Source organism: Microbacterium sp. 20-116 (assembly GCF_041079415.1).
Taxonomy (GTDB): domain Bacteria; phylum Actinomycetota; class Actinomycetes; order Actinomycetales; family Microbacteriaceae; genus Microbacterium.
On the sequence record NZ_JBFYGP010000008.1, the window covers coordinates 1 to 13,324 of the forward strand.

The window sequence follows — 13,324 nt, forward strand, 5'->3', positions numbered from 1 at the left end:
CCCCCACGCAGAAACGCTCTCCGCGCGCAGAAACACGCTGTCCTCGCGTTTCCGGGCGCTGATCGCGTTTATGCGTGCTCGACGCGCGTGATGGGACCGCCGCCGGGCCCTCGCCGCGTGACGCCCCACGCAGAGACGCCGCGCTCGTGAACGCCGAACCCCCGCGCAGACGGACGCGAGGCGCATTCGCGCGCGGCCCGCACGCACCCGCTCAGCGCATCGGCAGCAGGCGCGTCGGCGACGGCGACGGGGTGCGGTGGCGAACCCGGCCCGGGATGCCGGTGCGGGTGTCGAGCGGCAGCGACACGATCTCGTGCGCGAGCTGGCCCGCCACGAGCAGCGTGTCGTCGACGACCACGTGATGTCGGGGCCAGTGCGTCCCCGTCTCGGCGAGGGCGAGCAGCTGCAGCTCCTCACCGTGACCGCGGACCGACAGCACACCCACTGTGTCGCTGCCGCGGACCCCGGCGTAGATCGTGGCCCCGTCACGGCTGGCCGAGAGCTCCGCGGCCGTGTCGGTGTCGAGGGTGCCGAGAAGGGGCTGACCCGAGAGCACGTGCCAGCGCCCGGCGCGGTCGGCCCCCAGGACGAAGACCTCGCAGCTGAGCTCGGTCACGACGTACAGATGACCCGAAGGATGCCAGAGCCCGTGCCGCGGGCCGCTGCCCTTCGGGAGGACGACCTCTTGCACGAGACGCAGGCCGTCGTCGACCTGGCGCCAGAACCGCACGAGGTCGAATCCCATGTCGGTCGTCGCGATGAGACCTCCGGGAAGGAACACCGCCTGGTGGGCTCGCGAGACGCGTGCCCCGGCGGCAGCCTCTTCGGACTCCGCGTCGGTGAGGGGAACGTCGTCGTAGTCCGGGACGAGGTGGGAGTACTCGTCGCCCGCGGCCTCTCGGAGCGCGCGAGCGGCCGCCGCGAGGTCGGGGACGACGGCGCCCGACACCCGGGCACCGGTGGAGATGCTGCCCTGCTCGGACGAGGATCCGTGGGGATCGGCAGCTTCGGCGCAGATCACCGGGCCCGACGGTCGGCCCTGTGCGTCCAGCGCCATGCGGACGATGCGTCCGTCGCCCCAGCAGCTCGCGATCAAGAACGACGCGTCGGGCGAGACTGCGACGTGGCAGACCGCACCGCCGGCCTCGACGGGCGGGCCGAGAGGCGTCAACCGCGTATCGCTCGTACGGCGGAATGCCTGGACAGTACCGTCGAACTCGACGGCGGCGTACACGATGTCGTCGTTGGAGGGGTGGGCGGCCACCCACGACGGCGACCCGGGTACCTCGGCCGCGGTCGCGACCATGCCGAGGAGGCCACCGGCACCGAGCGCGTCGCGCTCCCCCGCCTGCAGGATGCCGATGCCCTCCGCCGACCCGGTGTCGGGGGCGTAGGCGCCGACACAGAAACGCATCAGTCGATCAGGTCGTGACGCACGATCACCTGGTCGCGGGCCGGGCCCACGCCGATGACGGAGATGCGCGTGCCGCTCATCTTCTCGAGCGCCAGCACGTAGTCCTGCGCGTTCTGCGGCAGGTCGTCGAACGTGCGGGCGGTGGAGATGTCTTCACTCCAACCGGGGTAGTACTCGAGGATCGGCTTCGCGTGGTGGAAGTCGGTCTGGTTCACCGGCAGGTCGTCGAACCGCTCGCCGTCGACGTCATAGGCGACGCACACCGGGATCTGCTCGAGACCGCCGAGGATGTCGAGCTTGGTCAGCACGAGGTCGGTGATGCCGTTGATGCGCGTCGCGTACCGCGTGATGGGGGCGTCGTACCAGCCGACCCGGCGCGGGCGACCCGTGGTCGTGCCGAACTCGAAGCCCCGTGAGCGCAGCCAGTCGCCGCTCTCGTCGAACAGCTCGGTCGGGAACGGACCCGAGCCGACGCGGGTCGTGTAGGCCTTGACGATGCCGACGATCCGGTCGAGCCTGTTGGGGCCCACTCCGGAACCCGTCGATGCCCCGCCGGCCGTCGCCGACGACGAGGTGACGAAGGGGTAGGTGCCGTGGTCGACGTCGAGCATGGTCGCCTGCCCGCCCTCGAAGACGACGACGTCGCCCGCTTCGAGCGCGTCGTTGAGAAGCAGTGACGTGTCGGCGACCATGGGACGCACGCGCTCGGCGTACGCCAACAGGTCTTCGACGATCTCGTCGGCCGTGATCGAACGACGGTTGAAGATCTTCACCAGCAGGTGGTTCTTCTGGTCGAGTGCCCCTTCGACCTTCTGCCGCAGGATGTTCTCGTCGAAGAGATCCTGCACGCGGATGCCGACGCGGTTGATCTTGTCGGCGTAGGCCGGACCGATTCCACGACCGGTGGTGCCGATCATGCGCTTGCCGAGGAAGCGTTCGGTGACCTTGTCGAGGGTGCGGTGGTACTGCGTGATGATGTGCGCGTTGGCGCTGATCTTGAGGCGGCTCGTGTCGAGGCCGCGCGCGTTGAGAGCCTCGAGCTCGTTGAAGAGCACCTCGAGGTCGACGACGACCCCGTTGCCGATCACGGGGGTGACCCCCGGGGACAGGATGCCGCTGGGCAGCAGGTGCAGCGCGTACTTCTCGTTACCGATGACCACGGTGTGCCCGGCGTTGTTGCCGCCGTTGAACTTCACCACCCAGTCGGTTCGTTCACCGAGCAGATCGGTGGCCTTGCCCTTACCTTCGTCGCCCCACTGGACGCCGACGATCACGATTCCGGGCATGTGCGCTCCTCGCGTCTGATTCCGGCGGTACACCCCATCCTATCGAGCGGGTGCGACACGCCCCGCGCGAAAGCTGCGGACCCGAGGTGCGCGTGATGTCGCGCCACGCGATCGACGCGCGCGCGGAGCCGGTGCGAGCACCGGGGGCGCGGCATCACTGTGCAGAAAGTTGCACGGGTGCCTTCCGGCGTCGCGTACGGAGCGCGAGGAGCAGAGCGAGGGGGATGAGAATGCCCGCGCAGGCGAACATCGTCGGCTGCGGGACGTGCGCCAGCAAGATGCTCGCGCAGGCGAAGCCGGCGTTCTGTGCAGCGAAAGCCCAGGAGAGGTAGCCGGCACGTTGCCGCGGGGGCAGATAGACGTCGATGCGGTGCGAGCGCAGGCCGAGAAGAGTGGCGACCGGCAACCCGCTCAGGAGCAATCCAGTCACGGCCCAGGGCAGCGGCGGAGTGAACGCGAGGAGGAGGCAGCCGACGCCCAAGGAGACGGCACCGACGAGTGCCCACCCGTCCTCAGAAGCGCCCGCCGGTCGCGACGCGTCCACCCACCCGCCGAGCACGCTGGTGACGGAGAGGGCGAGGAAGACCACCCATGCGAGGCTCACCTCGAAGCCGTACGTGACGACGAGCCCGGAAGCACCGACCTCCATCGCCCCGAAGTAGAGCCCGATCGTCGCGCTGAACAGTATCCACGCCACGCCACGCGCGTCCCATCGAAGGCGTCCCCCGCGCGGATGGGGACGCTCTCGCCCTGCGGCGTCAGGCGCGGGCGTTCCGCGCGACGTCAGGGAGACCGCTGCGGCCGCGGCGAATCCCACCAAGGCCACGGTGGCGATCGGTGCGACCGGGTGGATGAGGGACGCGAGGGCGGCGACCAGCGGCGCCAGGAAGATGAGGATGTCGAGGAAGATGACATCGACCGTGGATGCCGATCGTGCGGCATCCGCGGGCACCGTCTGCGACATCAGCGCCCGCACCGCGCCTCCGTTGCCGGCGATGCTCGCGCCCGCAGCGGCGGCGAGCATCGCGGCGATCCACGAAGTACTGCCCGCGACCCAACACGCGGTGATCCCGATCCATAGGACCGCGTGGGCAAGCATCTGCCATTGCAGTAACCGCTGCAGCGGCAGGATTCCCACCACATGCGCCATGACCGGCGTCGCTACGACCGTGCCTCCGACGTACCACGCTGCCAGAACCGCACCGGTGGCCAGGCTTCCCGTCATCAGGATGCTCGTCGTGGTGAGAGCGACCGCGGCCATCAGGACGGGTGCGCGCATGAGAGAAGCCGTCGCGGAGTAGCGCCAGAAGGCGCTGGACCGGAGGACGGCGTTGAGCGGTGAGGAGCGAGCCATATCTCGACCGTAACGGATGCGCTAGGCACCTTCCGTTACCTGCGATCATGGACCCATGGACAAACGGCACCATGCACGCGATGAGCTTCACCGCGTCATCGCACTCGTCGCGACGCGACAAATCGGGCCCTGGCCGGAAGAACTTCGAACCGCCGAAGATCTCGAACGGATCCTCCCCGGCAGCAGCGCGCACTCCGATAGCAGCGACGCGGGCCTCGGCGAATTGCAGGAGATACGACTACTCCGCGACAAGGTCGCGATAGTGCTCCTCGACCCGGAGGCGTCCGATGCATCGTCCCATCTCAATGATCTCGTGGACGCCTTCGCCCTTGCCCCTCTCGTCGCAGGCCTGGGCGAACCCCTCGGATTCCGCAGCTCGCGCACCGGATTGGTCGGAAGAGTCGCCGAACGCGTCATCGGCGCCGCCGTCACCGCGTTCTACAGCGGCGAGGCAACACACATCCACGAGTGCGAAGCCGACGGGTGCATCACGCCGTTCTTTGACGCCTCCCCGCGCCACAATCGCGCGTATTGTTCCGATCGCTGCTCCACAAAAATGCGCGTGCGACGCCACCGACGAAGCGCGGTCGCCGGGGCTTGATCCGCAGGTAGTCGGGCCAGAAGTTCGTCGGTGGCTGTGCGCGCAGACGCACAGCGCGCCTTCACTCGCCCAGGCTGTCGAAATGCCGCGCGAGCACCCTCTCGGCGTCGTCGCCAGGGTCGCGGGAAGCGTTCCACAACAGATGAAGCGCGAGCCCGTCGAGGAGCGCGTGGAGCCGAGCCGTCTCGAGATCCAGATCGACGTCGGTTGCCAGCAGGCCCGCCTTCGACATGCCTCCCAGCGCCGCCGCGCACACGCGACCGACACCGTCATGGAGGTCTCTGGCATGTCCCCGCATGGTTTCGTCCGTCTCGGCCAGCCGGCTCAGCTGCATCTGCACCACGAGTTCGGTCCGCCGTACGTCGTCGAGAGGGAGGAGCTCCTTCATCGCCTGCAGAGCGCGCTCTCGGGCGGTGCCCGTCACAGCACTCAACCGGGTCGTGACGGCGTGGCGTATCCGTTCGAAGCAGAACTGGCGCAGAGCATCTTGCGTCGCGAACGCGCGCCGCAGGGATGCGGTGGCGATCCCGGCTTCATCTGCGACTTTCCTCACCGAGAGTCCGGTCAGGCCCTCGCGTTCCAGAACCCGGAAAGCGGCCGCCGCGATCTCGTCGTTGCGGGCGTCATGGTCGATGAGGCGGGGCATAGTTCATCTTGCCTCCGCCGCGCGGGCACGTTTCGGCCAGAGGGAGTAACTGATCGCCCAGAGCAGGTCGACGACGACGATGACTCCGAGGACGGGGAAGATGCCGAGCAACTCGGCCGTGCGGGCGGGATCGGCGACCACGACGATGAGCCCCCCGAGGATGGCGGCCGTGATCACGGCGGCGAGGAGCGTACGGGCCACGTCTTTCCAGCAGGCGACCGCGTACGCCGCGCCCGACAGCGGCGCCGGCCGCGGCACCCCACGAAAGCGCGCGGCGAATCTGGCATCCATCCACCCGATCATGCGGTGTCCGTACGCAATGGATATCCCGATGTAGAGACCGGCCAGGCCGTGGTGCCAGGAAGCGGTTCCGCCACGGAGAAGATCGACCGTCACGAGCACCAGCAGGACCACGTCGATGATCGGAGCGGCGATCAGCAGGGCTCCTCCGAGCCTGGGGCGGCGAAGGACGTACCGAGCGGTCAGGCCCGCGAGGATCGCAATCCAGAAAGCCACCTCGCAGACGAGGATTGCCACCAAAATCATGAGCGCCTTTCCGGCATCTTTGCATTGTTAGCACGAGCGTACTAAATAAAAGGCGCATTTCGCGACCCGAACAATGCAGCCGGCGTGCGGCCGGACGCCCCAGACGATGGGGATGCGAGGCCGCGAGAGCCGAGACGCGACGGCTGTCGCAACCCCTCCCCGCGGCATCCGGGCTCTGATTAGCCTGGGGCGATGCAGAGATCGCGCGGATGGGCGACCGGGTGGAACGCGGCGCGCGTGACCGTCGCCGTACTCATCCTCGTCGCGGTGGGAGCACAGTTCGCATCGTCGACGGCCGAAGCCGTTGCGCGCGGCCGCGATGTCGCGACGGTGGTCGCCAACTTCTTCAGCTTCTTCACGATCCTCTCCAACGTCTCGTCCGCGATCGTGATCGCGTGGCTCGGCGCCCGTTTCTTCGCACGCGGCCGTCGTGTCGAGGTCGATCCGCCCGCCCTGGCGACGGCCCTCGCGTTCGTGTCGACCTACATGATCGTCACCGGCATCGTCTACAACCTGCTGCTACGCGGCATCCCCCTGCAGCCCGAGACGGTCGCCTGGTCGAACGAGATCATGCACGTGTGGGGCCCGCTCTTCCTGCTCTTGGACGTGCTCCTCGGGTCCGGCCGCAGGCGCCTGCCCTGGTCGGCGGCATTCGCGGCAGCGATCTTCCCGGTCGCCTGGATCGTGTACACGCTGCTGCGCGCGCCGCTCATCACCAACCCGACGACCGGCGCGCCCTTCTGGTACCCCTACCCGTTCCTCGATCCGAGTACCGGGGGATGGGGCAGCGTCGCGGTCTACATCGTGGTCATCGCCGTGGCCATCATCGCTCTCGCCTTCGGCGTCGTCGCGATCGGTCGGGCACGCGGCATCCGGAGACCGCGCCTCTCCGATGTCGGGGCAGACGTCCGTGGACGTCATGCCGCCGGCCGCCGGTGAGAAGCGTCCGACGGGGAAGGTCGACACGATCAGCCTGGACGGTGAGCGCGCGGCAGGGCCAGAGCCCGTGACCACAACACGGACATCTCCTCGGCCACGAGCCCGGATGCCACGAGCACACCGCCGTGGCGGGGGAAGAGCGATCGGCGACCGTCTTCGTCGCGCACCTCGGCTCCGGCCTCGTGAGCGATGAGCACCGCGGCGAGGTGATCGATCGGGCTGAAACGGTGCACCAGGGCGGCGCATCCGCGGCCGGCGGCCGGCCCGAGGAGCGTCAAGGTTCCCGAGCCCATGACGCGGAGCGTGCAGAATGCCGCGGTGAGCGAGAGCGCGAGGGCGTCCATCCCGGGCCAGGGCTCGTGGCCCGCCAGCTCGGTGCCGACCACTCCCCCGCGCAGTCCCGCGCGCTCCGGCAGGAGCAGCGGCATGCCATCGCGGCGAGCGCCCTGCCCGGCGACCGCATCGAACACCGCGTTCTGCCACGGCTCTGCCACGACGCCGACGAGCGGCTGATCGTCGACGGCGAGCGCAAGCGAGAAGGCGGTCCAGGGAACGCCGTTGGCGAGATTGGTGGTTCCATCGACGGGATCGAGGTACCAGGTCGGAACACCGGTGCGCGCACTGCCCCCGTACTCCTCCCCGACGAACGCATGGTCGGGGAAGCGGCCCAGCACGACCTCGCGCACTCTCCTCTCGATCGCGCGATCGAGCTCGGTGACGAGGTCGGCCGGATGCGCTTTGGCGTGCACCGCCGTCACCCGGTACGCACGCGTCTGGTCGATCGCCCATCGCGCGAGCTCCAGGGCCAGTTCGTGGGCCGCCGACAGATCTGACGGGGTCATCGTCTCGGCTCCTTCGTCGCGGATGCCGATCGCGCAGCGATCATCGCCCGCAGTCGATCGAGGCGGTTGGTGGTGACGGTGTCGATTCCGAGGTCGAGCGCCCGGGCGAGGTCGCTCTCGTCGTCGATCGTCCATGCGGTCACCGGCAGGCCCAGGTCGTGAACGGCTTCCACGAACCGGTGATCGACGAGCGGAAACGGCGCGTTGATGAGAACCGGCGACAACTCCTCCAGGTCGAGTGCCACCGGGGGCTGCTTGTGGGCCCACGGAAGCCAGATACGCGCGTCGGCGTCCCTCTCACGCAGCAGCCGCATGGCCGCGAGGTCGCCGCACCAGTCGACGACGACGCCCGAGGCCGCGACGACCGCATGGGCCGCGGCGGCCGGGCGCACGGCATCCATGTCGATCACCAGGCGGCTGTCGGCGTCGGCGAACAGCGGCAGCACCTCGGCGAGGAGGGGCGGGCGGTGGTCGGCGTCACCGAAGGCCGCCAGCTCGGCGGTGCGCACCGTCTCGATCGCGCGCGGGTCTCCCCACAACCGGGCGAGGGTGGGGTCGTGCAGCACGACCACGTCGCCGTCGGCGGTGAGCCGCACGTCGATCTCGACGACGGCCGCGCCCTTGGCGAGGGCCGACCGCACCGCCGGAAGGGTGTTCTCGCGCAGGGCCCACGAGTCTCCGCGGTGCGCGCAGGCGCGGGACCCGGCGGGACGCGTCATGCCGTCACCCCCGCCCGGCGCTCGACGAGACGACCGTCGCGGTACACGAGCGCCGAGGCGATCGACGCATACCCGCCCGCTCCGACCTGGGGCGGCACCCCCGGCACGAAGGCGTCGAGGGTCGCGTCGTCACGGCGCAGCCGCACCCGGTGGAAGTGGCCGTGCGGCACGACGCGCTCGACGCGCGCCGGTCGCGCGCCGGGCCGGGCGTCGAGCGTGAAGACGACGTCTTCGGGCCGCACTCCCACGACGGCGGACCCCTCGACGATGCCGACGCCGTCGAACTCGCCCTCGATCCGGTTGAGCGATCCGATGAAGGTCGCGACGAACTCGGTCGCGGGCCGCTGGTACAGCTCTCCGGGCGCGCTGAACTGCTCGACGCGACCCGCGTTCATCACGGCCACGCGATCCGAGATCGACAGGGCCTCTTCCTGGTCGTGCGTCACGACGACCGTGGTGATGCCGAGCCTCTGCTGCAGGTCGCGGATCTCTTCGCGCACCTTGACCCGCAGTTTCGCGTCGAGGTTGCTGAGCGGCTCGTCGAGCAGCAGCACCTCGGGCTCCTGCACGAGCGCACGGGCCAGGGCGACGCGCTGCTGCTCACCGCCCGAGATGCGCGGCGGGCGCGAATCGCGGTGGTGCAGCAGGTTCACCAGCTGCAGCACGGCGTCGACGCGCTCGGCGACCTCGGCGCGCGGGAGGCGGCGCAGCCGCAGCGGATAGGCCACGTTCTTGGCCACGGTCATGTGCGGCCACAGCGCGTAGTTCTGGAACACCATCGCGCTCGGTCTCTTGTCGGGCCCGAGCCGGGTCACGTCGCGGCCCGCCATCTCGATGCCGCCCGCGTCGGGGGCGAGGAAGCCGGCGATCATGCGCAAGGTCGTCGTCTTGCCGCATCCCGACGGCCCGAGCAACGACACCAGCTCGCCCCGCTGCACCGTGAGATCGAGGTCGTCGATGATGGTCCGCCCGCCCAGGGTCTTGCGCAGCGAGGTGAGACGCAGCCCCTCGGAGGGGTCGGAGGCGCCCGCGGGGGCGACAGAGGTCGGATCGACCGCGATGGTCACAGCATGCTCCTTCATTTGAGCTGGAATCCTTCGGCCAGCTGACCGCCCATCACGTGCTTGCGCACGGCGAGCAGCAGCACCACCGAGGGGATGGCGAGCAGGATCGAGAACACGGCGGCGACCTGCTTGGGGAAGTTGAGGACGAGGGAGTACATCTCGGTCGGCATCGTCACGATGTCGGGGGCACCGACGAGATAGGTGCCCTGGGCCTCGTCGAAGGCGGCGAGGAAGGCCATGACACAGCCCACGAGGATGCCGGGCAGAGCCATCCGCAGCGTGACGGTCACGAAGACGCGCACTCGCGAGGCGCCCGCGTCGCGCGCCGCCTCTTCGAGCGACCGGGGCACCGACGCGAACGCTGCGGCCGGGATCCACGTCATGAAGACGATGGTGCCGAGCAGCTGCACGACCACGACCCCCGCGACGGTGTTCATCAGGCCGAGGGCGTAGTACAGCGAGGCGAGCGTGGCGAACAGGCCCATCTTCGGAAAGGCGTTCGTGGCGAACAGGCCGATCAGGAACAGCCGCCGCCCGGGGAACTCGAACCGCGCGAACGCGTACGCCGCCGGCAGGCAGATCACCGCCGCGACCACGACCACGATCGGGGTGATGGCGAGGGAGCTCTGGATCGACGACGCGAGCTGCGGGTCGGTCAGCACGGTCGACCACCAGCGCAGCGTCCATGAGTCCGGCAGCAGGTGCGGATACGTCCACGTGTCGGCGAAGGCGTGGGCGCCGAGCCAGACGAGCGGCCCGAGCACGAAGACCAGCAGGACGACGGCGAACAGCACGGCGGCCGAGGTGCGCAGGGCCGCGGCGAGCACGCGGGGCATCAGACCTTCCCCTCACGACGGGCGGTGCGGAAGTTTGCCCACACGTACAGGGCGCCGATTCCGGATGCCGCGGCGAAGACGACGAAGGCCATGACGATCGACTGTTGCGGTTCGTTGTACGACGTGAACGAGTTCGCCAGCGCCACCCCGAGCATCGTCGGGGCATTGGGGCCGGTGAAGTACGGCACTGTGTAGGAGCCGATCACCCCGATCGCGGTGAACGTTACGGCGATGACGATGGGCACCGCGCTCATCGGCACGAGGACGGTCCGCACGATGCGGACCGTTCCGGCCCCGGCATCTCGGGCTGCCTCGATCATGGCATCCGGGATCGACTGCAGACCCGACGTGATCATGAGCACGGCGAAGGGCAGCGACGTCCACGCCGAGCCGATGACGACGGCGACGGGGGTGAACGCCCACACCGGCGCGTCGAGGCCGACCGCCGCGAACAGGCTGGTCAAGAAGCCGTCGGCCGAGTAGAAGGTCAGGATCGCCCACGACGCGATGACGACGGGGATGAACAGCGGCACGATCGCGACCGCCGAGAGCAGCCGCGCCAGGAACCCGCCGTGCAGGCGCAGGAAGAGGCCGATGCCGCCGGCGAGCACGAGCACGATCACGGTGCTGGCCAGGGTGACGCCGAGTGTCAGGCCGAGGTTCTGCCAGAAGTCGTCGGCGCCGAACACGTCGCCGTAGGCGGCCAGCGTGGGCATGGCGCCGTCGGCGCGGTGGACGTTCTGCCCCACCGCGGCGATGACCGTGTTGAGACCACCGGTGAACCCGACGCTGAACGCGAGCGCGGTGATCACCGGCACGCCCACGAACAGGGCGATCACGAGCACCGGGGGAAGCGCGAGCAGGAAGCCGGCCGCCGCCGTCCGCCGAGCCGGATGGGCTCGACGGACGGCGGGGCGCGCCACCCGTTGTGCGGTGGCGGCGGTCATCACTTGCCGGGGACCTTCTGGGCCCACGCCTTGTTCATGTCGGCCGCGTTGGCCGCGAAGTACCCGGGGCGCAGGTTCGCGATGTCGGCGTTCGCGAACGTGGACTGCACCGACGCCGGCAGCTTGTCGAGCGAGATCACGGGGTAGCCCGAGATGCTGTCGGCGACGAGCGCCTGAGCCGTGGGCGAGAGCACCCAGGCGAGCAGCTTCTGGGCATCGGCCTGACGCGGCGACGCCGCGGGGATGCCGAGGTAGCTGGCGCCGCCGGTGAACGAGGGGTCCGAGATCTGGGTGTAGGCGATGTTCGAGGGGATCTGGCCGTTTTTCACGCCGGTCACGAACTGATCGCTCCACACGGGCGCCATCGAGATCTGCCCGCTCGACAGCAGGTCGAGCACCTGGCTATTGCCGTTGGGGTAGACGCCCTTCTGGTAGACCGACGCGTTCAGGCCGGCGAGCGTGGCGAACCCGGTGCTCCACTCGCTCTCCAGATCGGGGGCGGCCTCGGTGGCGAGCTTGGTGCGGTCGTCCGCCGAGATGCTCTGGTCGAGCACGGTCGTCACGAACGAGGCGCCGCTGCCGCCCGTGCTGGGGGCGCAGTAGGTGAAGCGACCGGGGTTGGCTGCGATCCAGGCGAGCAGGTCGGCGAGGGTCTTCGGCGGGGTGGCGACCGTCTTGGTGTCGTAGGCGAGCACGACGCTCGATCCCCGGTAGGGCACGCCGCCGTTGCCGCCGGCCTGCACGAGAGCTGCGGGTACGTCGGAGAGCGCGGGCACCTGGTCGGCGGTCACGGGGGTGAGCAGACCCGATGCCGCGACCTGGGTCACGAAGCCCGCGTCGACGAGGTCGTAGCCGGGGTCCTGGTGCTGCACCGTCGCGGCGGTGAGCTTGGCCACGGTCTGCTGGTCGTGTGCGCCGTGCAGGTCGAAGTCGACCTTGACCGTGTAGCCGGGGTTGTCCTTCTCGAACGCGGGGATGAGCGTCTTCTGCCAGAGGTCCTGGATGTTGGTGTCGGCGCTGAGGAAGACGGTGAGGGTCTTGTCGGACCCGTCGGACGACGAGCCGTTCGAGCCGCTCTGGCTGCAGCCGGCCAGGGCGAGCCCGACGGCCGCGACGGCGGCGAGGGAGGCGATCAGGCGAGGACTTTTCACGGGGTTCTCCTGTGAGAGGAAGGGGTTCGGGTGCGTCGTCCCGTCGGTGGCGAGGACGAACGGTGTCACGCTAACTCGGCCGCTCATTTGTGGCGTAGCGTCGCGGGGAGGTTTCATATGAGCATCCGCAGTCGTTCAATCGGCGTTAATGTGAGCGCAAATGAGCATCGAGAGAGTGTGATCGACCTCAAAAGGAGTGCTGTGCTGACCCATCAACGCGAGGCGGCGATCCTCGAACGACTCGAGGCCGTCGGGAGCGTGACCGTCGATGAGCTGTCCCGCCTGCTCGACGTGAGCGGGACGACCATCCGTCGCGATCTCGAACGTCTCGAGCTGGGCGCCCGGCTGCGCCGTGTGCACGGCGGAGCGACCGTCGCCCGCACCCGGGAGCCGGGCGCGGACGGCGAGCTCGACGACGACACCCGCGAGAAAGAGGCCATCGCGCGCGCCACGGCGGGCTCGATCGCCGACGGTCAGGTGGTGCTGCTCGACATCGGCATCACCACGCTGCGACTGGCGCGGCACCTGCGCGGGCGACCGGTCACGGTCATCACGAACAGCCTCGCGGTGCTCGACGCCCTGCGCGACGACGACGTCGTGACACTGGTGCTGCTGGGCGGCATGATCGGCGCCAAGACGCGGACGCTCATCGGCCCGCTCACCGAGGAGTCGCTGGCCCGTGTGCACGCCGACGTCGCCGTGATCAGCAGCACCGGGATCAAGCCCGAGGGGGCCGTCGTGACCGACCTGACGCACGAGGCCAGCATCAAGCGGCGCATGCGCGAGGTCGCCGACCGGTCGATCCTCGTCGCGAACACGTCGAAGTTCCCCGGCAGCGGCTCGTACCGGATCGCGTCGCTGTCCGACTTCGATGCGATCGTCACGACCGACCGGGCGGATGCCACGACCCTCGCCGCCGCCGCTCGTGCGGGTGTCGAGATCGTCCGGGCGTGACCCGCAGCGCAGGTACGGCTCGAAC

The 13,324-nt window shown here is 69.4% G+C and carries 14 protein-coding genes; 3 read left to right on the forward strand and 11 right to left on the reverse strand.

What is annotated here, in order from left to right:
• Window positions 1-211: 211 nt before the first annotated feature.
• The 3 genes from AB6V29_RS13855 to AB6V29_RS13865 all read right to left on the reverse strand — a co-directional run bounded on the left by AB6V29_RS13855 (window position 212) and on the right by AB6V29_RS13865 (window position 4,054).
• Window positions 212-1,414, reverse strand: coding sequence for a lactonase family protein (locus AB6V29_RS13855; protein WP_369359361.1), 1,203 nt, complete (start codon window positions 1,412-1,414; stop codon window positions 212-214).
• Window positions 1,414-2,700: an adenylosuccinate synthase gene (locus AB6V29_RS13860; RefSeq protein ID WP_210075679.1), complete on the reverse strand. Its 1,287-nt coding sequence runs from the start codon at window positions 2,698-2,700 to the stop codon at window positions 1,414-1,416. Before AB6V29_RS13860 ends, AB6V29_RS13855 begins: the two co-directional genes overlap by 1 nt.
• Window positions 2,701-2,854: 154 nt before the next feature.
• On the reverse strand, window positions 2,855-4,054 hold the full coding sequence (locus AB6V29_RS13865) for a hypothetical protein (RefSeq protein ID WP_369359363.1): 1,200 nt from the start codon (window positions 4,052-4,054) through the stop codon (window positions 2,855-2,857).
• A 55-nt stretch (window positions 4,055-4,109) separates the two neighbouring features.
• Here AB6V29_RS13865 and AB6V29_RS13870 point away from each other — a divergent pair, with 55 nt between their 5' ends.
• Window positions 4,110-4,655 carry a CGNR zinc finger domain-containing protein gene (locus AB6V29_RS13870; protein WP_369359365.1) on the forward strand — a complete coding sequence of 182 codons (546 nt, stop codon included), beginning with the start codon at window positions 4,110-4,112 and terminating at the stop codon, window positions 4,653-4,655.
• 61 nt (window positions 4,656-4,716) lie between these two features.
• Here the strand turns inward: AB6V29_RS13870 and AB6V29_RS13875 are convergent, their stop codons facing one another.
• Both AB6V29_RS13875 and AB6V29_RS13880 read right to left on the reverse strand, forming a co-directional pair.
• Entirely contained in the window at window positions 4,717-5,301 is a 585-nt protein-coding gene (locus AB6V29_RS13875; protein ID WP_369359367.1) for a TetR/AcrR family transcriptional regulator, read from the reverse strand.
• Window positions 5,302-5,304: 3 nt separating this feature from the next.
• Window positions 5,305-5,847 carry a hypothetical protein gene (locus AB6V29_RS13880; RefSeq protein ID WP_369359369.1) on the reverse strand — a complete coding sequence of 181 codons (543 nt, stop codon included), beginning with the start codon at window positions 5,845-5,847 and terminating at the stop codon, window positions 5,305-5,307.
• Between the two features lie 192 nt (window positions 5,848-6,039).
• On the opposite strand from AB6V29_RS13880, the gene AB6V29_RS13885 reads away from it, so the two are divergent.
• Complete coding sequence (locus AB6V29_RS13885) at window positions 6,040-6,786, forward strand: Pr6Pr family membrane protein (RefSeq protein WP_369359371.1); 747 nt, start codon at window positions 6,040-6,042, stop codon at window positions 6,784-6,786.
• Between the two features lie 29 nt (window positions 6,787-6,815).
• Here the strand turns inward: AB6V29_RS13885 and AB6V29_RS13890 are convergent, their stop codons facing one another.
• From AB6V29_RS13890 to AB6V29_RS13915, 6 genes are read right to left on the reverse strand one after another with little or no spacing between them, the layout of a single operon-like run.
• Window positions 6,816-7,628, reverse strand: a complete 813-nt coding sequence (locus AB6V29_RS13890) for an inositol monophosphatase (RefSeq protein ID WP_369359373.1) — start codon at window positions 7,626-7,628, stop codon at window positions 6,816-6,818.
• Window positions 7,625-8,347 carry a glycerophosphodiester phosphodiesterase gene (locus tag AB6V29_RS13895; RefSeq protein WP_369359375.1) on the reverse strand — a complete coding sequence of 241 codons (723 nt, stop codon included), beginning with the start codon at window positions 8,345-8,347 and terminating at the stop codon, window positions 7,625-7,627. The genes AB6V29_RS13890 and AB6V29_RS13895 overlap by 4 nt, the downstream gene beginning before the upstream one ends.
• Window positions 8,344-9,414 carry an ABC transporter ATP-binding protein gene (locus AB6V29_RS13900; protein ID WP_307314238.1) on the reverse strand — a complete coding sequence of 357 codons (1,071 nt, stop codon included), beginning with the start codon at window positions 9,412-9,414 and terminating at the stop codon, window positions 8,344-8,346. The genes AB6V29_RS13895 and AB6V29_RS13900 overlap by 4 nt, the downstream gene beginning before the upstream one ends.
• An 11-nt stretch (window positions 9,415-9,425) precedes the next feature.
• Window positions 9,426-10,247: an ABC transporter permease gene (locus tag AB6V29_RS13905; RefSeq protein ID WP_210075666.1), complete on the reverse strand. Its 822-nt coding sequence runs from the start codon at window positions 10,245-10,247 to the stop codon at window positions 9,426-9,428.
• Window positions 10,247-11,194 (reverse strand): ABC transporter permease, encoded by a 948-nt coding sequence (locus AB6V29_RS13910; protein WP_307314237.1) that lies wholly within the window; start codon window positions 11,192-11,194, stop codon window positions 10,247-10,249. Before AB6V29_RS13910 ends, AB6V29_RS13905 begins: the two co-directional genes overlap by 1 nt.
• Entirely contained in the window at window positions 11,194-12,432 is a 1,239-nt protein-coding gene (locus AB6V29_RS13915) for an extracellular solute-binding protein (RefSeq protein WP_307314236.1), read from the reverse strand. Before AB6V29_RS13915 ends, AB6V29_RS13910 begins: the two co-directional genes overlap by 1 nt.
• Before the next feature lie 114 nt (window positions 12,433-12,546).
• Here AB6V29_RS13915 and AB6V29_RS13920 point away from each other — a divergent pair, with 114 nt between their 5' ends.
• Entirely contained in the window at window positions 12,547-13,299 is a 753-nt protein-coding gene (locus tag AB6V29_RS13920) for a DeoR/GlpR family DNA-binding transcription regulator (RefSeq protein WP_307314235.1), read from the forward strand.
• Window positions 13,300-13,324: the final 25 nt, after the last annotated feature.